Origin of the sequence: Prauserella sediminis (assembly GCF_014195435.1) — a bacterium.
GTDB classification, from domain to species: Bacteria; Actinomycetota; Actinomycetes; order Mycobacteriales; family Pseudonocardiaceae; genus Prauserella; species Prauserella salsuginis.
Genome location: NZ_JACIBS010000001.1, coordinates 2923410 through 2945097 on the forward strand (window position 1 = coordinate 2923410; position 21688 = coordinate 2945097).

Below are 21688 nucleotides of genomic sequence, written 5' to 3' on the forward strand. Positions count from 1 at the left end.
AAGGGCACCTTCGGGACGTTCAGCGCCCCGAAGGTGCCCTTGGGGCTTTTCTCCCTCCCCCGGGTCAGAGGTTGCCGCGGCGTTCCTGTTCCCGCTCGATGGCTTCGAAGAGGGCCCTGAAGTTGCCCTTGCCGAAGCCCAGCGAGCCGTGCCGCTCGATGAGTTCGTAGAACACCGTCGGGCGGTCGCCGATCGGCCTGGTGAAGATCTGCAGCAGGTAGCCGTCCTCGTCGCGGTCAACCAGGATGCCGTGCTCCTTCAACGTCTCGATCGGCACGCGCACCTCGCCGATCCGTGCCCTGAGCTCGGGGTCGTCGTAGTACGAGTCCGGGGTCGGCAGGAACTCGACGCCCGCTGCGCGCATCGCCTGCACGGTCGCGATGATGTCGCCGGTCGCCAGGGCGATGTGCTGGCAGCCCGCTCCGCCGTAGAACTCCAGGTACTCGTCGATCTGCGAGCGCTTCTTACCGACGGCCGGCTCGTTGAGAGGGAACTTGACGCGGTGGTTGCCGTTCGACACGACCTTGCTCATCAGCGCCGAGTACTCGGTGGCGATGTCGTCGCCGACGAACTCCGCCATGTTCACGAAGCCCATCACGCGGTGGTACCAGTCGACCCAGTAGTCCATGTCGCCGAGTTCGACGTTGCCGACACAGTGGTCGACGGCCTGGAACAGCCGCTTCGGGGCCCCCTCGGGACGGGGCACCGTGGACGTCCTTGCCACGTACCCGGGCAGGTACGGGCCGGTGTACCGCGAACGGTCGACGAGCGTGTGGCGCGTGTCGCCGTAGGTCGCGATCGCGGCCATGCGCACGGTGCCGTGCTCGCCCGAGACGTCGTGCGGTTCGGTGAGCACGGTCGCTCCCTGCTTGCGGGCATGCGCCACGCAGCGGTCCACATCGGACACCTCGAGTGAGAGGTCCGTGACGCCGTCGCCGTGCTTGCGGTGGTGGTCCAGCAGTGCCGAATCGGGCCGCACGCCGCCGTTGATCACGAATCGCGCCGAGCCGGACTTCAGCACGAACGACTTGCGTTCGGCGTCACCGGTCTCCGGACCGGCGTACGCGACGAGCTGCATACCGAACGCGGCCTGGTAGAACCACGCCGTCTGGGTCGCGTTGCCGACCGCGAACACGACGGCGTCCATCGCCTTGACCGGGAACGGGTCGGCCGAGTCGTCGTGGTCGACCAGGCCGACGAGCCGTCGGAGCTGGTCGTATTCGATGTCGTCGATCGCCTGCTCTGCGGGGTTCATCGCTGATTCGGTCGTCATGGGGTGAGCATGAACCCGACGTGCAGAGTGAGCAATTGTCGGCGAAACAGCTGGACAATCTGCCGAGTTGTGTCACGGTATGTCAGATCAAAATGAGCAATCTGTCCAGGAGAAGTTCGCGATGGCCTTCGACGCGCTCGACGCCCGCCTGTTGTTGCTGTTGACCGATTCGCCGCGGCTGGGCGTGCTCGAGTGCGCGCGGCGGCTCGGCGTGGCGCGCGGCACCGTCCAGGCCCGCCTCGACCGGCTTACCACCGACGGGGTGCTCACGGGGTTCCCGCCGGAGCTGCGCCTCGACGCACTCGGCTACGGCCTCACCGCCTTCGCCGTGTTGGAGATCGCCCAGGGCCGGCGAGGGGAGGTCGCGGAGGCGCTCGCTGCGATCGACGAGGTGTGCGAGGTGCATGCGACGACGGGTCAGGGGGACCTGTTCGTTCGCATGGTCGCCCGCTCGAACGACGACCTGCAGCGGGTGATCGACGAGGTCGTCGGGGTTCCCGGCGTGCGCAGGACCTCGACGTCGATCGCGCTGTCGACACCCGTCGCGCCGCGGGTGCGGCCCCTGCTGGAGCGGATCGCCCGCGGCGAACGACCGTGACTCGCCGGTCGGCGACCGCGCCGGGGGTGCGGTGGCCGCGTGGTGGTGCCTGCCGGCCTCACCCGGACGTCTGCTGCAGGTACAGCGCCACCGACCGGTCGACGACCCGGCTCGCGCCGCCAATGATCGTCGCGTCCCACCAGGCGCCGTAGATGTCGTCGAACGCGAAGCCGGCGAGTAGCTGCCCGGCGCGGCGCACCACACTGGGCCGCTCGGGAATGTGGTTCGGGTAGCTGTACATGAACGCGACGAGCTCCCGGTTGGGCACGACCTGCACGATGTCGCCACTGCAGAGCGCGCCCGCACCGCCTGCCCCGTCGGTCCAGTGCAGCACGGTTCCGCCCGCGAAGTGCACCCCGAGGTTCACGAGTGTCAGGTCGTCGGCGAGGCGCAGCGTGTCGCCGTCCCAGAACTGGATGCGCTCACTCGGCCTTCCGACCCACTGGCGGTCATGTTCGTGCAGGTAGATCGGCACGTCGAAGGCGTCGGCCCAGTCGACCATGGTCGTGTAGTAGTGCGGGTGGCTGATCGCGATCGCCGTGATCCCGCCCAGCGCGGTGACGCGCCGGATCACCTCGTCGTCCAGATAGGCGACGCAGTCCCACAACACGTTCCCCGACGCGGCGGGGACGACGAGCGCGCGTTGGCCGATCGCGAACCGCTCCCGGGTGCCGACGCCGTACACGCCGGGCGCCTGCGGCTCGACCGCGACCGTGTAGTCGGCTGTGCGCAGCCGGGCCAGACTCGTCCACTGTTGACCGGACGACGGCACGTACTGACGTTCGTCCTCGCAGACGGGGCAGTCCGGCCGAGGCTCGGCGTACTGCGTCCCGCAGGTGAGGCAGATGGGCAGGTCGGCGCTCATGGCACCAGCCTGGCAGACCTCGCGGCGGCCGACCTGCGGGAAACGACCCGGTCCGGCGAACGGGCCGTGCCGACCCGAGTCGCGCAGGGCAGAACCGAGTCGACGGGACTCCCTCCGACGGGCCCGCGTGCGGTGCGGCATCGCGGACCGATGCGATCGCCTGGCGATGCGGACCCGATACGACAGCGGCTACCCGATACGACAGCGGCTACCCGATACGACAGCGGCGCGTCCCGGATCCGATCCGGGACGCGCCGCTGTCGTGGTCGTCGGTGGTGTCGTCAGCTGGCGCTGTAGGGCACCGCCTTGAGCAGCTTGACCTTCTCGGTCTTGCCGTTGGGCAGCGGGTACTCCCGCGTCTCGCCCTCCTTGGCGCCGAGCAGCGCCTGCCCGAGCGGGGAGTCCGGCGAGTAGATCTCGAGCTCGCCCCCGCCGCCTTCTTCACGTGTCGCGAGCAGGAACGTCTCGGAGTCGTCATCGCCGTCGTACTGGATGGTCAGCACCATGCCCGGCTCGGCGATTCCGTTGTTGGACGGAGCCTCGCCGACCTTCGCACTGCGCAGGAGCTCCTGCAGGTGACGGATGCGGGCTTCCTGCTGGCCCTGTTCCTCACGGGCCGCGTGGTAGCCACCGTTCTCCTTGAGGTCGCCTTCCTCGCGGCTGTCGTTGATCTTCGCGGCGATGACCGGACGATTCTCGATCAACTCATCGAGCTCGCTCTTGAGCCTGTCGTAGGCATCCTGGGTCAGCCAGGTCACCTTGGTGTCGCTCACGGTCACCATCTCCTCCTAGCCTGCCGAGCCTGGGTGTGCAGGCCGGCCGCCACGCTCGACGGCGTGGTTCGAAATAAGGAAAGACACGGCCCCGCTAGGACCGTGCCGATGATGAAGACTACCACGAAACCGGGACCGAATGCCGCTCAGCACAATTACCGGCGGGCACTCGGCGAGCGTTTCACTCCGTTGGCCGCTAGGGGCTTGACAGATATCGCGGGATATCGTAGCTGCAGCCGTACACGTCCGCCGTGACGGGTCGGCCGATGCTCTGGATCACCGTGGAGACGCGTTCCAGGCCAGGTGCGACCAGTATCTCTTTCCGTCCACTTTCCTGGCCGGACTGGTTGCGCGCGCGTACGATGCACACCCCTTTCTGGTCGGGGTCGTTGCGGGAGACGTCGATGGTGATCTCCACGGCGTTGCCCGGCCGCTCCTCGTAGGTCACGCGCTGCGCTTCGATGGGCGCGCCGGCCAGGTTCTGATAACCGACATAGGCGGCGATACTGCTCGCGACCAGCGCGATCGCCGTGAACGTCCACACCTGCCACCGCCGCCGGCGTCGGTTCGGCTTCCGCGCCGCGCCGTACCGGTCGGCCAGCACGTCCCGCGTGTGCTGGGCGTCCGGCGGCGTCGCGTCGCCCGCCGTCGTGTCTCGGGCGGCGTCGTCGGACGTGGGCTCCTCGGGCAAAACGGAGGCCTCCCGGTCGGGACTGTCGTGGCTACCAGGAAGATGGATGTCATCCCCGGCGTTATGAGTATCCGGGGAGGCCCGCCGCGCGCGGGTTCGGGGTCGGCAGGCCGGTCTCGGCCCGCCGGTGAGGCCGCGCAGTGGGGCGCGGGAAGCGGGCCGGCGGCGGGACGTCGGCCCCGCAGTGGACAGCAGCGGATACAGCACAGGTGTGAGAGGGGTCTGGTCGGTCATGACTGGATCGAACGGAACTGGATCGGTCGACACCGGGCAGGCGGAGGCGAGCAAGGGGTTGCGGCTCATGGCCGTGCACGCCCATCCCGACGACGAGTCGAGCAAGGGCGCGGCCACCATGGCCCGGTACGTCGCCGAGGGCGCCGAGGTGATGGTCGTGACCTGCACGGGTGGCGAGGCCGGTGACGTGCTCAACCCGGCGATGGACCGCCCCGAGGTGCACGAGCACATGGACGAGATCCGTCGCGAGGAGATGGCCACCGCGGCGAAGATCCTCGGAGTGCAGCACCGCTGGCTCGGCTTCGTCGACTCGGGCCTGCCGGAGGGTGACCCGCTGCCGCCGCTCCCTGAAGGCTGCTTCGCCAGGGTGCCGTTGGACGAGCCGACCGAGGCGCTCGTGCGGGTCATGCGCGAGTTCCGCCCGCACGTCGTGGTCACCTACGACGAGAACGGCGGCTACCCGCACCCGGACCACATCCGCACGCACGAGGTGTCGATGGCCGCGTTCGACGCCGCCGCGGATCCGGACCGGTTCCCGGACGCGGGCGAGCCGTGGCAGGCGCTGAAGGTCTACTACGTGCACGGTTTCTCCCGTGCCCGCATCACCGCGTTCCACGAGGCGCTGCTCGAGGCGGGGCAGGAATCGCCGTGGGCCGAGTGGCTCGAGCGGTGGGACCCGGACAAGCCGGACATCATGGAGCGGGTGACCACGCAGGTGCCGTGCTCCGAGTGCTTCGAGCAGCGTGACGACGCGCTGCGCGCACACGCGACGCAGATCGATCCGACGAGCCGGTGGTTCGCCGTTCCGCTCGAGACCCAGCGCGAACTGTGGCCGACAGAGGAGTACGAGCTGGCCCGCTCGCTTGTCGACAGCACCGTTCCGGAGGACGATCTGTTCGCGGGTGTGCGAGAGAAGGTGAATCCCTGATGTTGCCTGCGGCGATGACCGGACCGGCGATGACGGCGACCGAGGTGCTGACGCAGCAGCAGGACACCGGCGGGCAGGGGCAGGACTTCGGCAAGTCCTCCCCGGTCGGGCTGTTGCTGATGCTCGTGTTCCTGATCGCGGTCGTCTTCCTGGTGCGGTCGATGACCAAGCACCTCAAGCGGGTGCCCGCGAACTTCGACGACTCCGGAAATGACGCCGGGGAGGGCGCCGACGAGGACGGCTCCGGGGAAGTCGGCGGTGACGGCGATGCCGCGGGTGAGGCCGAGACGGTGTCGGCCGGGCCCGGCGACAAGGCCAAGCCCGACGAGTCCTGACGTCCGCAGGCGCGGCCGCGGTCGTCAGGCGAACAGGAAGACGTGCCCGGACGGCAGCCGTAGGGGCGCGAACGCCGTGGCAGGCCGGTCGGCGACCTGGATGACGGCCGTCCACGCCGGCGGTTCGCCGGTCCGGGTGCTGAACACGGCGCCCGTCAGGGGAAGTCCGAGGCGGTCGCGGTAGAAGCCGGCCGCGGCGGTCGGGGTGATCGACGTGTGCACCATGCGTCGCGGCGCACCAGGGATCGCCGGATGTGTCCAGCCTGCGAACGTGCCGGGCTGCCACAGTGAGACGGTCGCGCCGAACGGATCGACGACGGTGGCGAGTACGCCGAGGCCCGCGATCGGCGACGGCGGAATGACCGAGGTGGCGCCCTCGTCGACGGCGGCATCGTGTGCGTGGACGGCGTCGTCGACCGCCACGTAGTAGCTCACGTGGGGTTCGGTCCCCGGCGGATAGGCCCCGCTGTGGAGACTGCTCAGTCCCGCCATCCAGTGGCCCTCGAACCGGGCTTTCCGCGCCGTCGCGGGGTCCCGTTGGTCCTCCGGGTCGACGACGCATTCCCAGCCCAGCACGGCATCCAGTTCCCGCCCCGTCGCGTCGAGGTCGGGCGTCTTGATGTCCATCCAGCAGAACTCTCCGGCCGGGCGCATATCGAGGATCGTGAACGTCCGATTGGTCCGGTGCAACCGGAATGTTCTCGTCGCTGTCGGCAGCGGCGCGGCCGCGGTCGTGAAGGACCGCATCGTGCTGTCGCCGAGGCTGTCCATGACCGATCGCGCGGTCAACGGGCTTCGGTGGCCGGCCGTCGCAGGCAGAAGATGATCAGTTCACGTAGGCGCGCAGAGTGCCGACCGTGCGGAAGCCGAGACGTTGGTAGAGCGAGAACCCGTCCGGACTGGACTGCAGGGTGGCTGTCCGCTGCCCGCGCCCTCGCGCCTCGGCGAGGAGGACCTGCAACAGCCGGGCGCTCAAGCCCTGGCGCCGGTGATCGGGATGAGTGACCACCCACTGCACCGAGGTATCGGAACCGACGTCGAGGGCGACTGCTGCGCTGACGAGTCGGCCGGAGTGGTCGCGGATGCCGTAACCGTGTCCCACCTCCGGCGGGAATGCGGCCAGGAGCGGCCCCAACGCCTGCTGCCGGTAAGCCAGATCGTTGAGTGCGCCGATCTCGCCGAACTCGGCAGCGCCCACGGTGCCGGCTTCGTTCCGCTCGGAACCGGTCTCCGGCTCCGGCAGCTCCCGTGCCATGGCAGGCATCGCCACCTCGGGTTGCTCGCGACGACCGTCCGGCGCGCCGGAGCTCGTCCACAGGCAGTGCGGGAGCTGCTCGCCGGTGGACGGAGTTGTCGTTCCGACCGGGACGGCTGCGGCGTCGATCCAATGGTGGTTGTCGGCCCAGGGCACTACGGCGCCGAGCGCATTCGCCCTGCGGATCTCGGTGGCATCCGAGCCGTAGCGGCCCAGCGCCGCGAGGGCTTCGCCCAGGCCGGCCACCGACTGTCGGAGCAAGGCGTGATCCTCGGATTCGGTACTCGACATGGCGCTCACGCTAGCCGGGCACGTCGATGTTGACCATGGAACCGAGAGGATCGGCGGCAGGACGGCGAGTGCCTGCGGGGGAGCGCCATCGTCGCACGATGTGGTGTCCGTCGGCCTCGCGCCGCCGAGCCGCGACCGGATCCCGCTCCGAGACGGGTGTGCGGCCTCGGAGCGCAGCGTGTGACCGAGCGGCTCGGACCGGGTACGTCCGCGGCGGCGGGCACACGTGCGTGGCGCGCGGTGACAGGGGAGACTCTCGGTATGGCCAATCGCCTTGCGAACTCGACGAGCCCGTACCTGCTCCAGCACGCCGACAACCCGGTCGACTGGTGGCCCTGGTGCCCTGAGGCCCTGGCCGAGGCGGCCGAACGCGACGTGCCGATCCTGCTGTCGATCGGCTACGCGGCCTGCCACTGGTGCCACGTCATGGCGCACGAGTCGTTCGAGGACGACGACATCGCCGCGGTGATGAACGAGCACTTCGTGAACATCAAGGTCGACCGCGAGGAACGTCCGGACCTCGACGCCGTCTACATGTCCGCCACGCAGGCGATGACCGGCCAGGGCGGCTGGCCGATGACGTGTTTCCTCACCCCGGAGGGCAAGCCGTTCCACTGCGGCACCTATTTCCCGCCCCGGCCGGTGCACGGCATGCCCGCATTCAGCCAGGTGCTCGACGCGGTGGCGAAGGCGTGGTCGGAGCGACGGGACGAGCTCGTGGAGGGCGCGGGCAAGGTCGTGGACCACGTCGTGGAGCAGTCGGGCCCGTTGCGCCAGCAGACGCTCGACGACGAGGCGCTCACCGGTGCCGTCGGAAAGCTGCGGCAGGAGACCGACCCCGGTTACGGCGGCTTCGGTGGGGCGCCGAAGTTCCCGCCGTCGATGGTGCTGGAGTTCCTGATCCGCCACTACGAGCGCACCGCCAACCCAGCCGCGTTGTCCATTGTGGAACTGACGGCCGAGGGGATGGCGCGCGGCGGTATCTACGACCAACTCGCCGGTGGGTTCTCGCGGTACTCGGTCGACGGCCGTTGGGTCGTACCGCACTTCGAGAAGATGCTGTACGACAACGCGTTGCTGTTGCGGGCGTACACGCACATGGCGCGCCGCACCGGCCATGAGGGCGCTCGCCGTATCGCCATCGAGACGGCCGAGTTCCTGCTGCGGGACCTGCGCACCGAACAGGGCGGTTTCGCCGCATCACTCGACGCCGACACCGACGGTGTCGAAGGGCTCACGTACGTGTGGACGCCGCAGCAGCTCGTCGAGGTCCTCGGCGACGACGACGGAGCGTGGGCCGCGGAGGTCTTCGCCGTCACGGAGGAAGGCACGTTCGAGCACGGCACCTCGACGCTGCAGTTGCCCGCCGACCCGGACGACACCGAACGCTGGCGGCGCGTGCGCGAGACGTTGCTGGCGGCGCGGGACCGGCGACCGCAGCCTGCGAGGGACGACAAGGTGATTGCCGCGTGGAACGGGCTGACGATCGCGGCGCTGGCCGAGGCGGGTGTGGCGCTGGCCCGGCCGGAGTGGGTCGAGGCCGCGAGCGAGGCGGCTCGGTTGGTGCTGGACGTCCACGACGTCGACGGGCGGCTGCGGCGCAGTTCCCGTGACGGCGAGGTCGGCGATGCCGCCGGCGTGCTGGAGGACTACGCGTGCACCGCGGACGGACTCCTCGCACTGCATCAGGCGACCGGCGAGGCCGCGTGGCTGACCGAGGCACTGCGACTGCTCGATGAGGCGGTCGACCGGTTCGCCGCCGAGGCGCCGGGGGCGTTCCACGACACGGCCGACGACGCGGAGGAGCTGTTCAGCAGGCCTGCCGACCCGACGGACAATGCGAGCCCGTCGGGCGCGTCCGCGTTGGCGAGCGCCTTGTTGACGGCGTCGGTGCTGGCGGGGCCGGACCGGGCGAGCCGGTACCGGTCGATCTGCGAACAGGCCGTCGCGCGGGCGGGTGCGCTGGTCATGCAGGTGCCGCGGTTCGCGGGCAACTGGGCGGCGGTGGCGGAGTCGCTGTTGGCAGGGCCGGTGCAGGTCGCCGTGGTCGGGGAGACGGAGTCCTCGCGTTCGGAGCTGCTGGCGACGGCGTCGGAACGCGTGCCGGGCGGCGCGGTCGTCGTGGCGGGCGAACCCGAGTCGGGTGGGGAACTCGACGCGGGCGGGGTGCCGTTGTTGGCCGACCGGCCGCTGGTCGACGGCGAACCCGCTGCGTACGTGTGCCACGGGTACGTGTGCGACCGGCCGGTGACCGACCGCGAAGACCTGGTGCGTGCGCTCGCCCGCTGACTCCGGGGCCGGAGCTCGACAAGCCGAGTCCGGTGCGGCGACACCCGTGTCACCGGGCGCCGCCGCCGGTCGGCCGAGTGTCCACTGTGGTGCCGCGCGGCAGGGTGAAGCCTGCCGGGGCGCGGAGCGTGTCACAGTGCGCTCGCCCGGCCCGTCCGGCACGCTGGCGGCATGAACTCCCTGACAGACGTCCTCGACGGCCGGTGGGCGGGTATCCGCCGTGACGTGCGTGCGCAGGTGGCCGGTACGGCCCAGCCCGATGCCTACGGCCTCGACCGCGAGGAGCACCGCGCGCAGGTGCTCGGGCAGCTGCACGAACTCGCCGCGACGGGCAGGCCGCATCTGGGCTTTCCCGTCGCCTACGGCGGTAAGGGCGACATCGGCGGGACGATCGTCGCGTTCGAGATGCTCGGGTTCGGCGACCTGTCGCTGATGGTCAAGGCCGGCGTGCAGTGGGGGCTGTTCGGCGGCGCGGTGGAACTGCTGGGCACGACGGAGCACCACGAGAAGTACCTCCGGTCGATCATGGACCTGGAGTTGCCGGGGTGCTTCGCGATGACGGAGTACGGCCACGGTTCGGACGTGCAGAACCTGCGCACCACGGCCACGTACGACCCGGCCGCCGAGGAGTTCGTGATCCACACGCCGGACTCCTCGGCGCGCAAGGAGTACATCGGCAACGCTGCGAGGGACGGGCGGATGGCTGCGGTGTTCGCCCAGCTCGTCACGGGTGGCGAGAGCCGTGGGGTGCACGCCTTCCTGGTGCCGATCCGTGACGACGCGGGTGTCGCGATGCCGGGTGTGACGATCGAGGACTGTGGGCACAAGGCCGGGCTCAACGGCGTCGACAACGGACGGCTGACGTTCGACGAGGTGCGCGTGCCGCGGACGGCGCTGCTGAACCGCTACGGCGACGTCGCCCCTGACGGCACGTACGCCAGCCCGATCGAGAGCGACGGCAAACGGTTCTTCACCATGCTCGGCACGCTCGTGCGCGGCCGGGTCAGCGTTGCGGGCAGCGCGGGCAGCGCGACGAAACGGGCGTTGACGATCGCGGTGCGGTACGGCGATCGGCGCACGCAGTTCGAACGCCCCGGCACCGACGACGAGGTAGTCGTGCTCGACTATCTCGGCCACCAGCGCAAACTCCTGCCCGCGTTGGCGACGACGTACGCGCTGCACTTCGCGCAGGAAGAACTCGTCGCCACTCTCGACGAGCTGCAGCGCACCGAGGAGCCCGACGAACGAGCTCGCCGGGAGCTCGAATCGCACGCCGCGGGTGTGAAGGCGGTCGCGACGTGGCATGCGACGTCGACGATCCAGGCCGCGCGGGAGGCGTGCGGCGGGGCGGGCTACCTCGCCGAGAACATACTGCCGCAGCTCAAGGCCGACACCGACGTGTTCACCACGTTCGAGGGCGACAACACGGTGCTGTTGCAGCTCGTGGCGAAGGGTCTGCTCACGAGCTACAAGCAGGAGGTGCAGGACCTCAGCCCACTCGAGACCGCGCGGTTCGTGGCGGAGCAGGTCGTCGACACCGTGATCGAACGGACCTCGGCGCGCAAGGTGATCGAACGGATCATGGATGCGAGCCCGCGCCGGGACGACGAGGACTCGTTGTTCGACCGCGCCTGGCAGATCGCTGCGTTCGAGGACCGCGAGGAGCACGTGCTCGACAGTCTCGTGAAGCGGTTGCGGAAAGTGGGCCGTGACAACAGTTTCGAGGTGTTCAACAGCGCGCAGGACCACGTGCTGCGGGCGGGTCGCGTGCACGTGGACCGGATCGTGCTGGAGGCGTTCGTCGGCGCGATCGACCGGTGCGCCGACCCGGACGCCAAGGCGTTGCTCGAGCGCGTGTGCGACCTCTACGCGCTGGCCAACATCGAGGCCGACCGGGCGTGGTTCCTCGAGCACGGCCGGTTCACGGCCCAGCGGGCGAAGGCCGTCGTGGCGGCGGTGAACGAGCTCTGCGGCGAGTTGCGCCCGCGGGCCCGCGAACTCGTCGACGCGTTCGCCGTCCCGGAACAGTTCCTGGCCGCGCCGATCATCGCGGGGTAGCGGCAGGTCTCACACGGGGGCGTCTTGTCGTACCCGTGTGGTTGCGCGCCGGCTGACGGTCCAGACGAGGAATCCGCAGAGGGCGAACGTTCCACCGAGAACGGCGGATCCCGTCCATCCCGCGACGGCGTACAGCGTGGTGGTCGCGGTTGCTCCGAGTGCGGAGCCGAGCGAATAGAACAGCATGTAGCCGCCGATGGCGCTGCTCGTCCGGTGCGCATACGCGTCGGTGAGTACGTGCTGGTTGCTGACGTGCACCGCCTGGACCGCGAAGTCGAGCAGGACGACGCCCACGACGACCAGCCAGAGCGACCAGGTCGCCTGTCCGGACGCCAACCACGACACCGCCAGGAGTGCCAGCGCACTGCCCGTGACGACGTTGGCGCGACCGGCGTCGGCCCATCGTCCTGCTCGTGCGGCTCCGAGAGCCCCCGCGAGTCCGGCGATTCCGAAGAGGCCGATCTGCGCCGTGGTCAGCCGCCACGGCTGCCCTGCGAGGGGCAGCGCGAGTCCGCTCCAGAGCGCGCCGAAGGAGGCGAACAGGAAGAACGTGATCAGCCCGCGTGAGATGAACAGCCGCTCGCGGAACAAGGCGCCGAGTGAGCGCAGCACCTCGCCGTACGTCCCGTGAACGGAGCGTTGTTCCGCAGGCAGCAGCTTCAGGACGAGGACGGTGAGCCCGACGAGGAGCGCGGCGAGTGCGATGTAGCTGCTGCGCCATCCCCAGAGTGCAGCGAGGCCTCCCGCGAACACGCGGGCTCCGAGAATGCCGATGATGACACCGGAGGTAACGACTCCGATCGTGCGGCCCCGGTCGGTGACGGCTGCGAGATCGGCGGCGTACGCGACGGTGGTCTGCACGACGACCGCGAACAGGCCTGTCATGGCAAGTCCGGCTAGGAGGAACCAGGGCCGGCTCGCGGCCGCCGCCACCGTCATGCCCGCTGCGGCAAGGAGTAGCTGGCCGGCGATGAGCTTGCGCCGATCGAGCATGTCGCCCAGCGGTACGAGCAAGACAAGGCCGACCAGGTAGCCGACCTGTCCCGTCGCCACGATCCATCCGAGGTCGGCTGCCGGTACTCCGAGGTCGTGGCCGAGCTGAACGAGTACGGGTTGCGCGACGTAGATCGTCGCAACGGCGACGGCGCAGATGGTTGCGAGCAGCATCCTCCGGCCGAATGTGAGACTCACGGAACCTCCAGTTGGTAGCAAAATGCAACTGATCGCACCGTAGGGCAGAATGGTTTCAATCAGCAACTCATCAGGAGTAGTGATGGCTCACGCCGCTCGTTTCGTCGACATGGACTGGACGGACGCGTCGTGTCCGGTCGCGCGCACGCTCGATCTGGTCGGAGACCGGTGGATCCTGCTGATCGTGCGCGACGCGATGGACGGCGCACGATCGTTCAGCGACTTTCAGCACCGCACCGGAATCGCACGCAACATCCTCAGCGACCGGCTCCGGCGCCTGCTCGAGCGCGGCGTCCTCGACCGGCAGCCGGCTCCTTCGGGACGCCGGCAGCTCTACGTGCTCACCGACGCCGGCCGTGACCTCTTCGCCGTCATCGTGGCGATGCGCCAGTGGGGCGAGCGACATGCGTTCGGCCCGGGCGAGTCCCACTCCGTTCTCGTCGGCGAGAGCGGGCTGCCGCTTGCCGAGCTACGCCCGACCGACTCCCGCGGCTCCACCGCGACCGTCGATACGACGACCGTTGTGCGGGAGGATTGAACGCTCGGAGCACCGCTTCCAGCGGAGTCACGGCACCGGCGAGGCGGCTCGTCCGGCACTGCCACCGCCGACGATCTCCTGCCCCGCAACGACTAGACGTGCTCGAGGCGGTAGGAGGCGGCCGCGTCCGGAGCCGATCCTGTGCCCAGGGCGTCGAGTGCGAGCCGGGTCGCGGGGAAGAGCGCGTCGGGCAGGTCGTCGTCGGGGAACCACTGCCAGCTGCGGAACACCTGCGGTTCGAGTACCTGCGGTTCACCGTGGACGTCGCGGGCGACGGCCACGGCGGTGGCCGTGACGCTCGGTGCGGGCGAGAGCACGAGGTGGGTGACCTGCACCGATCCCGCGATCAGGCCGGTTTCCTCGGCGAGTTCGCGTGCGGCGGCGCTTTCGAAGCTCTCGCCGGGGTCGACCGCGCCGCCGGGCAGGCACCAGACGGTCGGTTCGCCCGCCTTGTCCCGGAGCCCGAGCAGCACGCGTTCGTCGGCGTCTCGCACCACGACGCCGACGCCGACGGTGCCGTTCCCGCTCGCCATCAACGCAGCCAGGTGGCGGAATCGACGTCGGTCAACGGCTCTCCTCGAACGTCCGGGCGGTCTCCGGCCGCAGTCTACGTGTCGTCGCGTCAGTCCCGCGCCTGTGACGGCGGCCTGCCGTACCGCTTGCGATACGCCGCGGCGAAGCGGCTGGCGCTGGAGAATCCCCAACGTGCGGCGACGTCGCTGACCGTCGGCGTCGCAGGGCCGACCAGTTCGGCGTGCGCGCGCCGCAGGCGGACGTCCGTCAGGTACTCCGTGGGCGTGGTCCCGACCCAGCGGCGGAACCCCTCCTGCAACCGTCGCACGGTCGTGCCCGCGATGGCGGCCATCTCGCCCGCCGTCCACGCGCGGCCGGGGTCGTCGTGCAACTGGTCGAGCAGCTTGCGGATCGCGCGTGGGCGTGCCGGAGCACCCGCCCCAGAGTCCGGACAGCTCGCGAGCAGGAACCCCGCGGCGACCGCCCCGGCGAGCTGCTGGCGAACCGGTGCGACGTCGGCGAACAGTTCGGGACTCTGCAGATGCGCTGCGAGGCTGTCGACGACCTGCCGCCAGGCGTGCGCGCGGCCCGCGTCGACCTGCAGCTGGTCGGGCAGCTCCGCGCGCAGTCCCGCCCTGTCGGTGCCGAGCACCCGTTCGGATTCGCGGTCGAGCCAGGCGCTGTCGAACTTGACGCCCAGCACGGTGCACGTGGCGTCCCAGTGGCTGATCAGCGACGGCGTGTCCGCACGGAAGACGGTCCCCTGGCCGGGAACGGACGACACCGGGCCGTGCCTGCCGCGGCTCTCCAGATGGCCGGTGAGCGGCAGGTTCACCTCGTAGGCGCCGGGGTAGTCGCACTCGATACCGACGTCCGCGCCCCAGCCGACATGTCCGACCAGTACCGGGCCGAGGTCGAGCGTGTGCAGCGTCAACCGAGGCTCGCGGCCACCACCCAGCGGCCGGAGCTCGTGGGGAAAATACGCGTCCGCCACCTCCCGGGACGCCTGGTCCCAGTCGTGCGGTGCGCGACCACGTCGTGCGCGCATAGCCATAGACCGTACCCGAGGCACAGATCACCGACCAGCGATGTTCCCGCGGCTCGACAGCAGGCGACGTCTTCGACTCGGCGGCCGCGCGCCGAGAAATCCGTGCTACTCGCGCGATCGGTGTCGTGGGCGCGCGAACCGTGTCGCCGGGGACGTGCGGGCGGCCCTACCTTCCGTGCTCATCCCGGACAACGACGTGGGAGGAGACGCCCTGATGACGACGACCGAACGGCCCGACCTGTCCTGGCTCGACGAGGTCACGATGGCCGATCTGGAACGCAATCCGTACGCCACCTACGAGCGGTTGCGTGCCGAGGCGCCTCTGGCATATGTGCCCGTGCTGGGCTCGTACGTGGCCTCGACCGAGGAGGTCTGCCGCGAGATCGCGACGAGCCCCGACTTCGAGGCGGTCATCACGCCCGCGGGCGGCCGCACCTTCGGCCACCCGGCTGTCATCGGTGTCAACGGTGACGTGCACGCCGACCTGCGCACGATGATCGAACCCGCGTTGCAGCCCGCCGAGGTGGACCGGTGGATCGAGGATCTGGTGCGGCCCATCGCGCGTCGCTACCTGGAACAGTTCGAGGCCGACGGGCAGGCCGAGCTGGTCGCGCAGTTCTGCGAGCCGGTCAGTGTGCGTTCCCTCGGCGACCTGCTGGGGCTGCAGGACGTCGAGTCGGACAAGCTGCGCGAATGGTTCGCCAAGCTGAGCCGATCCTTCACGAACGCGGCGATGACCGAAGACGGCGAGTTCGCCAACCCGGAGGGCTTCGTCGAGGGTGACGAGGCCAAGGCCGAGATCCGGTCGATCGTCGACCCGCTGATCGACAAGTGGATCGCCCGCCCCGACGACAGCGCCATCTCGCACTGGCTGCACGACGGCATGCCGCCGGGGCAGACCCGGGATCGCGAGTACATCTACCCGACGATCTACGTGTACCTGCTCGGCGCGATGCAGGAGCCGGGCCACGGCATGGCGTCGACGCTCGTGGGCCTGTTCAGCAGGCCGGAGCAGCTCGAGGAGGTCGTGGACGATCCGACGCTGGTGCCGCGCGCGATCGCCGAGGGGGTGCGCTGGACGTCGCCGATCTGGTCGGCCACGGCGAGGATCTCGACCAAGCCGGTGACGGTCGCCGGTGTCGACCTGCCGGAGGGTACGGCGGTGATGATGTCGTACGGCTCGGCCAACCACGACACCGGTCGCTACGAGGCGCCGACCACCTACGACCTGCACCGCCCGCCGCTTCCGCACCTCGCGTTCGGCGCGGGCAACCACGCGTGCGCCGGCATCTACTTCGCCAACCACACCATGCGGATCGCCCTGGAGGAGCTGTTCGAGGCGATTCCGAACCTGGAGCGCGACACCGGCGAAGGCGTCGAGTTCTGGGGCTGGGGTTTCCGCGGGCCGATGAGCCTGCACGTGACGTGGGAGGTCTGACATGACGTTCGCGGTCACCGTCGGCGGGCGCAGCGTCGAGTGCGATGAGGACCAGGCGCTGCTGGACGCCTGCCTGCGGGCGGGTGTGTGGATGCCGAACTCGTGCAACCAGGGCACATGCGGTACGTGCAAGCTGCACGTCGTCGCCGGCGAGGTCGACCACGGCTCGTCGCCGGTGGAGACACTGTCCGACGAGGAGCGCTGTGCGGGAATGGCGCTCGCCTGTCAGGCGCGGCCGCGCGGCGACGTCGAACTGCGCCCACAGGGCACGAGTGCGGCGCGGACGGCGAATCCGTTGCGGGACATGGTCGCCACGGTGCGGGAGGTCTCCGATATCGCCCGCGACACGCGGCGGATCCTGCTCGGGTTGAACGAGCCGTTGACGTTCGACGCGGGCCAGTACGTCGAGTTGGTCGTGCCGGGTTCGGGCGAGCGCAGGCAGTACTCGCTGGCCAACACGGCCGACGAGGACAAGGTGCTCGAACTGCACGTCAAGCTCGTGCCCGGCGGGGTGGCCACGCACGGCTGGCTGTTCGACGGCCTGGCCGAGGGCGACGAGGTGGACATTTCCGGCCCGTTGGGCGATTTCCACCTGCCGCCGGAGTCCGAGGACGACGGCGGGCCGATGGTCCTCATCGGCGGCGGCACCGGCCTGGCACCGCTGGTCGGCATCGTGCGGACGGCGCTGCGCAGGCACCCGGAGCGGGAAGTCGTGCTGTACCACGGCGTTCGTGGCGAGGAGGAGCTGTACGACGGCGAGCGGCTGACCGAACTGGCAGGGCAGTACCCGAACTTCCGGTTCGTCCCGGTCCTGTCGCACGAGCCGGTCGACGGTTACCGCGAGGGGTTCCCGACCGATGCGTTCGTCGAGGACGTCTCCACGGCACGTGGCTGGACGGGCTGGCTGTGCGGCCCGCCGGCGATGGTGGAGGCCGGGGTGAAGTCGTTCAAACGCAGGCGGATGGCGCCCCGGAACATCCACCGGGAGAAGTTCACCCCGGCCGACGGGTAGCCGGTGTCGGGCGGTCGTCGTGTGGTGATCACCGAGTGCTGCGGAAGTTGTCCGCGGCGACATGGACGGAGTTGCCGTCGGCGAAGTCGACGGCAACTCCGTCGGGATCCCACCGGACATGCCGGACGCGTGGTTCGGCGCCGCCGAAGTGCAGTTCGACCGGGTAGTGGTACGTGTCCGCGCCGGGGCCGAGGCGGAGTTCGTACGAGGTTCCGACGATGCGCGTGACCTCCACGAGAAGGAGATCGGCGGCGTGCCGTGTCCCCTGATACGGGTATGTCACGCCGGCGCCGGCCGAGGAACTGCGGTGCAGGACGTCCTCCCGCAAGGACACGGCCCGGCCGGCCCCGATCACCGCCGCCACCAGGACGGCCCCGGCACAGATCACGACCGCTGCGCGGACCGCCCGCCGCGCGGGGGTGTTGCGGGACATGCTGGAACCTGTCGCTGTCACACGGGTGATTGTTCCGTGGCAGGCGGGCGGATGCGGCCGATTTCCGTGCGAGGATCCCGGCATGCGCAAACGTGGCGAGAAGGATCACCCGTCGCCGGTGCTCGCCCACGACCACGTGCGCGACCTCCTGGTCGAGCGCAACGGCGAGGTCGGCGCGGCCGGTGGTGCGATCGGAGGGGCGGCGGGCGGCGGCGTACCGGGGTCTCGGGGCGGCGCCTCCGGCGGCAGAACGGGCGGACGCCTCGGTGCGCGTCTGTTCACCCGAGTCACCGGACTGAGCCGTAGTCTCGCCGTGCCCTGCACCGACGACGCCGTGGCGCGAGCACGAGACGTCGCGGCACCGCTGCTCGACGAGGCTGCCTTGCCGCGGCGGGACGTCGCATCGCCGCTCGTCCTCGTCGGGATGGTCGGCGCGGGTGCGATGGGCATGAACTCCGCCGTGGTGCAGCTCGTGTGGCATCCCGGGCGGCTCGACGTCACCGCCCACGCGCTGGAGGGCATCATCGATCAGCGCACCGCATCGGGGGCCATCGACAAGCTGGAGGAAGCGCTCACCCCGTTCCTCCGCACGGGTTAGTGGTCACACCGCTGTGGCGGCCAGCACGAGCACGAAGGCGCCGACGATGATCGCGACACGGACGTAGTGCAGGCGGTCCCAGCGCCGGTGCTGTTCACGCCAGTCCGGCGGATGGTGGTCGGCCGTCCACGTCGCCGATCTGTTGTTGATCGGCACGAGCAACACGACCGACATGACCACGCTGATCATCAGCAGCGCTACCGCGACACCGGCCGGGGCGGCCGGAGCCGTCCCCCACGTGACGGCCGTGAGGGCTGCCGTGAGCGCGAGTGAGGCCGCATACCAGACGGGCATGGCGCGGCCGAGTATGCGTGCCCCGTCCGCACGACCTTCGAGTGAGGCTCCCACCGGCAGTCGGAGCAGGATCGGGTTGACGACGAGTGCGACGGCGAGTTCCACGCCGACCATCAGGCCGACCACGGTCGCGGTGACGACGGCGAGTACCGGAGTCATGGGCAAATCCCTCGGTCTAGCGATGCTAGAAAACCTAGCACCGCTAGACTAATGTGGGCTGCCGTGGACGGCAAGGAGGAGAGATGGCCCAAACCGCGGCGCGCCGGCGTCGTACCGAGGAACGACGCCGGCGGATTCTGGACGCCGCCCGCGCCAGGGCCGACGCCGACGGATGGGATGCCGTGACGACGCGTCACCTGGCCGATTCGATCGGCTACACCCAGCCGGTGCTCTACGGGCACTTTCCGGGTGGCAAGACCGAGATCATGCGCGCCGTCGCACTGGAAGGGTTCGTCGAACTGGCGCAGACGTGCCGTGCCGCCGTGGGCGGGAACCGCGGCCGCAGGGCCGTCGAAGCGGTGGCCGTCGCCTACCTGGACTTCGCAGCCTCCCACCCGGCCCTGTACGAGGCGATGTTCCAGTTGCCGCTCGATGCACGGTTCGCGCAGGAGGACGCGGAGTCGGAACTGCGCGAGGGATTCGCCGCGCTCGCCGACGCGATCGGCGACGACGGCGACGGCACCGTGACCGAGCTCCTGTGGGCGGCAATGCACGGCCTCAGCCTGCTGGAGCGAGCCGGACGGCTGCGCGCGGAGCATCGCGACGACCGCGTCGTCGAGCTCGCCGCACGCTACTGCCGGTGACGGGCGTTCCTGCGCATACGCGAGCGGGTGAGCGGCGTCCTGTCGACTGCTCGGGTCGCACCCGTGGCGTTACGGCCCGATCCGAGAGGGTCGGTGTCGAGGCAGGCCGCGTGACCCGGTCCGGCTCTGTCAGTACATCGAGAGCCAGATGGCGATGTAGTGGCAGATCGCGGCCAGGACGGTGCAGGCGTGGAAGAACTCGTGATACCCGAAGGTCTTCGGCCAGTAGTTCGGCCAGTGCGTCGCGTAGAACACCGAGCCGAGCGTGTACAGCCCACCGCCGACGAGCAGCAGCACCAGCGCGGCCACACCGCCGTTGGTGGCCAGTTCGGGCAGCACGAACACCGCCACCCAGCCGAGTGCCACGTAGATCGGCACGCCGAACCAGCGCGGTGCCGTCGGCCACAGCATCTTCAGTGCCACGCCCGCGATCGCGCCCGTCCAGACGACCGTGAGCACGATGTAGCCCGTGGGCTGCGACATCGCCAGCAGCGTGAACGGCGTGTAGGTGCCGGCGATGAACAGGAAGATCATCGAGTGGTCGGCGCGCTTCATCCACTGATAGGCGCGCGGGCTCCAGATGTGCCGGTGATACAGCGCGCTGACGCCGAACAGGCCGAGCACCGTCGTGCCGTAGATCGACGTCGCCAGCGCGGCCAGTCCCGACACCGTCGACGCGGCGAGGGCGATGAGTGTGGCGCCCGCGGCGACGGCACCGAAGAAACTCCAGAAGTGCAGGTGGCCCCGCAACCGCGGCCGGTTGTCGACGGATTTCTCCGGACGCTCGTGCTTCGCCGGGTGCTCGCCGCTCAGAGTGCTCACACAGCCAGGTTAGGGGCGCGTGGGTGCCGGGTGCACCCGTGAGGTGTGAACGTCACGTTCGGAAGTGATGACGAGCTCGCACCATGCCCACGCGGGCAGGCGTACGCTGCCTGGACGTGAGTCTTCGGTCGTTCGCCTCCAAGGTCGTGTACCGCCTGTACTCGTGGCGGTTGCAGCAGCAGTCCGGCGGGAAGCATCCCCAGCACATCGGCATCATCCTCGACGGCAACCGCCGGTGGGCCAGAGAGGCGGGCTTCACCGACGTCAACGGCGGTCACCGCGTCGGTGCCAAGCGGATCGCCGACTTCCTCGGCTGGTGCAGCGAGGCGAACGTCGAGGTCGTGACGCTGTTCCTGCTCTCGACCGACAACGTACGCAATCGTGCGAACGAAGAGGTGCAGGCGCTGCTGCAGATCATCCCGGACGTCGTCGACGAGCTGGCCGCGCCCGGTAACCCGTGGCAGCTGTCCATCGTCGGCGCGCAGGACCTGCTGCCCGCCGACGTCGCGACCCGCCTCACGGCCGCCGCGCAGCGCACCGACGGCCGCAAGGGCATGGTCGTCAACGTCGCCGTCGGCTACGGCGGCAGACAGGAGATCGCCCACGCCGTGCGCAAGCTGCTCCGGCAGCACGCCGACGAGGGCACGTCCATCCGCGAGCTGGCCAAGATTCTGGATGTCGACCATATCTCCGAACATTTGTATACTTCGGGGCAGCCGGACCCCGACCTCATCATTCGGACGTCCGGAGAACAGCGCTTGTCCGGTTTTCTGCTGTGGCAATCGGCGCACTCCGAATTCTGGTTTACCGAGGCTTACTGGCCGGCTTTTCGGCGTGTCGACTTTCTTCGTGCGTTGCGTGACTATGCCGTGCGGAATCGTCGGTACGGTGGCTGAGCGCGTCGCGGGTTCTCGGTGGGCGCCGACCCCGGCCGATGGCGCGCGAAATCCCGCCCGGTGCAGGTATTGACCTGCGGATATGGTGAGTGCTACACGCTTGTTGATCACCGTCTCGGGGTACTGATCTTGCCTGTCGGTGATGGTTCCTGGTATGGCGATCCGCCATTGCCGCGCGGGCTTTGTATCGGGCGCTAAACCGTTGGTCTTTCCCGGTGAAGAAAGCAGTGCCGGTGCCCGGGTTTCGTGACTTTCGGTGGCGAGTCACGGGGCACGTGTGTCCCGTGTCCGGCGGCGACATGACAAATCGGTGAATCACCTGGCTGGATGCCTGCGTTTATTGACGGTCGGCGGTAGTTTCGCGGGTGACGGACCACGAACCGATGTGGTTCGTCGCGGGAGGCCCTGGTCGTGGCAGTGACACAGCGGACGGCGAAGCCGTTCAAGCACACGAGGGGGCCGGCACCGGGCCCTCGTGGCCGTGTGACCTGACGCTTCCGGCGTCGGATCAG

At 69.6% G+C, this 21688-nt stretch carries 23 protein-coding genes; 11 read left to right on the forward strand and 12 right to left on the reverse strand.

Features of this window, described 5'->3' with window-relative positions; all coding sequences use genetic code 11:
* Positions 1-64: 64 nt before the first annotated feature.
* Positions 65-1273: a 4-hydroxyphenylpyruvate dioxygenase gene (gene hppD, locus FB384_RS13295; protein WP_228726018.1), complete on the reverse strand. Its 1209-nt coding sequence runs from the start codon at positions 1271-1273 to the stop codon at positions 65-67.
* A gap of 121 nt (positions 1274-1394) precedes the next feature.
* On the opposite strand from hppD, the gene FB384_RS13300 reads away from it, so the two are divergent.
* Positions 1395-1871 carry an Lrp/AsnC family transcriptional regulator gene (locus tag FB384_RS13300; RefSeq protein WP_183785477.1) on the forward strand — a complete coding sequence of 159 codons (477 nt, stop codon included), beginning with the start codon at positions 1395-1397 and terminating at the stop codon, positions 1869-1871.
* Positions 1872-1929: 58 nt separating this feature from the next.
* Here the strand turns inward: FB384_RS13300 and FB384_RS13305 are convergent, their stop codons facing one another.
* The 3 genes from FB384_RS13305 to FB384_RS26855 form a co-directional block, all read right to left on the reverse strand.
* The gene (locus FB384_RS13305) at positions 1930-2736 is read right to left on the reverse strand and encodes an MBL fold metallo-hydrolase (protein ID WP_183783119.1); all 807 of its coding nucleotides are present in this window, start codon (positions 2734-2736) and stop codon (positions 1930-1932) included.
* A gap of 281 nt (positions 2737-3017) precedes the next feature.
* Positions 3018-3515, reverse strand: a complete 498-nt coding sequence (gene greA, locus FB384_RS13310) for a transcription elongation factor GreA (RefSeq protein WP_183783121.1) — start codon at positions 3513-3515, stop codon at positions 3018-3020.
* Positions 3516-3705: 190 nt separating this feature from the next.
* Entirely contained in the window at positions 3706-4113 is a 408-nt protein-coding gene (locus FB384_RS26855; protein WP_372497776.1) for a DUF4307 domain-containing protein, read from the reverse strand.
* A gap of 388 nt (positions 4114-4501) precedes the next feature.
* Here FB384_RS26855 and mca point away from each other — a divergent pair, with 388 nt between their 5' ends.
* Together mca and FB384_RS26860 are read left to right on the forward strand one after the other, a co-directional pair.
* Complete coding sequence (gene mca / locus FB384_RS13320; RefSeq protein ID WP_183785479.1) at positions 4502-5362, forward strand: mycothiol conjugate amidase Mca; 861 nt, start codon at positions 4502-4504, stop codon at positions 5360-5362.
* Complete coding sequence (locus tag FB384_RS26860) at positions 5362-5697, forward strand: hypothetical protein (RefSeq protein WP_372497770.1); 336 nt, start codon at positions 5362-5364, stop codon at positions 5695-5697. The genes mca and FB384_RS26860 overlap by 1 nt, the downstream gene beginning before the upstream one ends.
* Before the next feature lie 24 nt (positions 5698-5721).
* Here FB384_RS26860 and FB384_RS13330 read toward each other — a convergent pair whose 3' ends face one another.
* Positions 5722-6351 (reverse strand): VOC family protein, encoded by a 630-nt coding sequence (locus FB384_RS13330; RefSeq protein ID WP_183783125.1) that lies wholly within the window; start codon positions 6349-6351, stop codon positions 5722-5724.
* 172 nt (positions 6352-6523) lie between these two features.
* Positions 6524-7243 (reverse strand): GNAT family N-acetyltransferase, encoded by a 720-nt coding sequence (locus FB384_RS13335; RefSeq protein WP_183783127.1) that lies wholly within the window; start codon positions 7241-7243, stop codon positions 6524-6526.
* A gap of 261 nt (positions 7244-7504) precedes the next feature.
* Between FB384_RS13335 and FB384_RS13340 the strand changes: the two genes are divergently transcribed.
* Positions 7505-9532, forward strand: coding sequence for a thioredoxin domain-containing protein (locus FB384_RS13340; protein ID WP_183783129.1), 2028 nt, complete (start codon positions 7505-7507; stop codon positions 9530-9532).
* A 171-nt stretch (positions 9533-9703) separates the two neighbouring features.
* Positions 9704-11590: an acyl-CoA dehydrogenase family protein gene (locus FB384_RS13345; protein ID WP_183783131.1), complete on the forward strand. Its 1887-nt coding sequence runs from the start codon at positions 9704-9706 to the stop codon at positions 11588-11590.
* 9 nt (positions 11591-11599) lie between these two features.
* On the opposite strand, the gene FB384_RS13350 is transcribed toward FB384_RS13345, so the two are convergent.
* A complete protein-coding gene (locus FB384_RS13350) occupies positions 11600-12781 on the reverse strand; it encodes an MFS transporter (RefSeq protein ID WP_323985224.1) in 1182 nt (393 codons plus the stop codon).
* 82 nt (positions 12782-12863) lie between these two features.
* Between FB384_RS13350 and FB384_RS13355 the strand changes: the two genes are divergently transcribed.
* The gene (locus FB384_RS13355; protein ID WP_228726019.1) at positions 12864-13319 is read left to right on the forward strand and encodes a winged helix-turn-helix transcriptional regulator; all 456 of its coding nucleotides are present in this window, start codon (positions 12864-12866) and stop codon (positions 13317-13319) included.
* Positions 13320-13411: 92 nt separating this feature from the next.
* Here the strand turns inward: FB384_RS13355 and FB384_RS13360 are convergent, their stop codons facing one another.
* Positions 13412-13852, reverse strand: a complete 441-nt coding sequence (locus FB384_RS13360; RefSeq protein WP_183783133.1) for a nucleotide triphosphate diphosphatase NUDT15 — start codon at positions 13850-13852, stop codon at positions 13412-13414.
* A gap of 89 nt (positions 13853-13941) precedes the next feature.
* Positions 13942-14880 (reverse strand): AraC family transcriptional regulator, encoded by a 939-nt coding sequence (locus tag FB384_RS13365; RefSeq protein WP_183783135.1) that lies wholly within the window; start codon positions 14878-14880, stop codon positions 13942-13944.
* A 214-nt stretch (positions 14881-15094) separates the two neighbouring features.
* Here FB384_RS13365 and FB384_RS13370 point away from each other — a divergent pair, with 214 nt between their 5' ends.
* Positions 15095-16318: a cytochrome P450 gene (locus tag FB384_RS13370; protein ID WP_183783137.1), complete on the forward strand. Its 1224-nt coding sequence runs from the start codon at positions 15095-15097 to the stop codon at positions 16316-16318.
* A 1-nt stretch (position 16319) separates the two neighbouring features.
* Positions 16320-17330, forward strand: coding sequence for a 2Fe-2S iron-sulfur cluster-binding protein (locus tag FB384_RS13375; protein WP_183783139.1), 1011 nt, complete (start codon positions 16320-16322; stop codon positions 17328-17330).
* Between the two features lie 28 nt (positions 17331-17358).
* Here FB384_RS13375 and FB384_RS13380 read toward each other — a convergent pair whose 3' ends face one another.
* A complete protein-coding gene (locus FB384_RS13380; RefSeq protein WP_221212723.1) occupies positions 17359-17784 on the reverse strand; it encodes a hypothetical protein in 426 nt (141 codons plus the stop codon).
* Positions 17785-17845: 61 nt separating this feature from the next.
* Here FB384_RS13380 and FB384_RS13385 point away from each other — a divergent pair, with 61 nt between their 5' ends.
* Positions 17846-18361, forward strand: coding sequence for a hypothetical protein (locus tag FB384_RS13385; protein ID WP_183783143.1), 516 nt, complete (start codon positions 17846-17848; stop codon positions 18359-18361).
* A 3-nt stretch (positions 18362-18364) separates the two neighbouring features.
* On the opposite strand, the gene FB384_RS13390 is transcribed toward FB384_RS13385, so the two are convergent.
* On the reverse strand, positions 18365-18814 hold the full coding sequence (locus FB384_RS13390; RefSeq protein ID WP_183783145.1) for an anthrone oxygenase family protein: 450 nt from the start codon (positions 18812-18814) through the stop codon (positions 18365-18367).
* Positions 18815-18897: 83 nt separating this feature from the next.
* Here FB384_RS13390 and FB384_RS13395 point away from each other — a divergent pair, with 83 nt between their 5' ends.
* Positions 18898-19458, forward strand: coding sequence for a TetR/AcrR family transcriptional regulator (locus FB384_RS13395; RefSeq protein ID WP_183783147.1), 561 nt, complete (start codon positions 18898-18900; stop codon positions 19456-19458).
* A 129-nt stretch (positions 19459-19587) separates the two neighbouring features.
* Here FB384_RS13395 and trhA read toward each other — a convergent pair whose 3' ends face one another.
* Complete coding sequence (gene trhA, locus FB384_RS13400; protein ID WP_183785485.1) at positions 19588-20271, reverse strand: PAQR family membrane homeostasis protein TrhA; 684 nt, start codon at positions 20269-20271, stop codon at positions 19588-19590.
* 125 nt (positions 20272-20396) lie between these two features.
* Between trhA and FB384_RS13405 the strand changes: the two genes are divergently transcribed.
* Positions 20397-21176 carry an isoprenyl transferase gene (locus tag FB384_RS13405; protein WP_308216710.1) on the forward strand — a complete coding sequence of 260 codons (780 nt, stop codon included), beginning with the start codon at positions 20397-20399 and terminating at the stop codon, positions 21174-21176.
* Positions 21177-21688 lie beyond the last annotated feature (512 nt).

Excerpts from the sequence above, each read along its gene's own strand:
- hppD (WP_228726018.1), bottom strand. The coding sequence starts at position 1,273 with ATGACGACCGAATCAGCGATGAACCCCGCAGAGCAGGCGATCGACGAC.
- FB384_RS13300 (WP_183785477.1), top strand. The coding sequence starts at position 1,395 with ATGGCCTTCGACGCGCTCGACGCCCGCCTGTTGTTGCTGTTGACCGAT.
- FB384_RS13305 (WP_183783119.1), bottom strand. The coding sequence starts at position 2,736 with ATGAGCGCCGACCTGCCCATCTGCCTCACCTGCGGGACGCAGTACGCC.
- mca (WP_183785479.1), top strand. The coding sequence starts at position 4,502 with ATGGCCGTGCACGCCCATCCCGACGACGAGTCGAGCAAGGGCGCGGCC.
- FB384_RS26860 (WP_372497770.1), top strand. The coding sequence starts at position 5,362 with ATGTTGCCTGCGGCGATGACCGGACCGGCGATGACGGCGACCGAGGTG.
- FB384_RS13330 (WP_183783125.1), bottom strand. The coding sequence starts at position 6,351 with ATGCGCCCGGCCGGAGAGTTCTGCTGGATGGACATCAAGACGCCCGAC.
- FB384_RS13335 (WP_183783127.1), bottom strand. The coding sequence starts at position 7,243 with ATGTCGAGTACCGAATCCGAGGATCACGCCTTGCTCCGACAGTCGGTG.
- FB384_RS13340 (WP_183783129.1), top strand. The coding sequence starts at position 7,505 with ATGGCCAATCGCCTTGCGAACTCGACGAGCCCGTACCTGCTCCAGCAC.
- FB384_RS13345 (WP_183783131.1), top strand. The coding sequence starts at position 9,704 with ATGAACTCCCTGACAGACGTCCTCGACGGCCGGTGGGCGGGTATCCGC.
- FB384_RS13355 (WP_228726019.1), top strand. The coding sequence starts at position 12,864 with ATGGCTCACGCCGCTCGTTTCGTCGACATGGACTGGACGGACGCGTCG.
- FB384_RS13360 (WP_183783133.1), bottom strand. The coding sequence starts at position 13,852 with ATGGCGAGCGGGAACGGCACCGTCGGCGTCGGCGTCGTGGTGCGAGAC.
- FB384_RS13365 (WP_183783135.1), bottom strand. The coding sequence starts at position 14,880 with ATGCGCGCACGACGTGGTCGCGCACCGCACGACTGGGACCAGGCGTCC.
- FB384_RS13370 (WP_183783137.1), top strand. The coding sequence starts at position 15,095 with ATGACGACGACCGAACGGCCCGACCTGTCCTGGCTCGACGAGGTCACG.
- FB384_RS13375 (WP_183783139.1), top strand. The coding sequence starts at position 16,320 with ATGACGTTCGCGGTCACCGTCGGCGGGCGCAGCGTCGAGTGCGATGAG.
- FB384_RS13385 (WP_183783143.1), top strand. The coding sequence starts at position 17,846 with ATGCGCAAACGTGGCGAGAAGGATCACCCGTCGCCGGTGCTCGCCCAC.
- FB384_RS13390 (WP_183783145.1), bottom strand. The coding sequence starts at position 18,814 with ATGACTCCGGTACTCGCCGTCGTCACCGCGACCGTGGTCGGCCTGATG.
- FB384_RS13395 (WP_183783147.1), top strand. The coding sequence starts at position 18,898 with ATGGCCCAAACCGCGGCGCGCCGGCGTCGTACCGAGGAACGACGCCGG.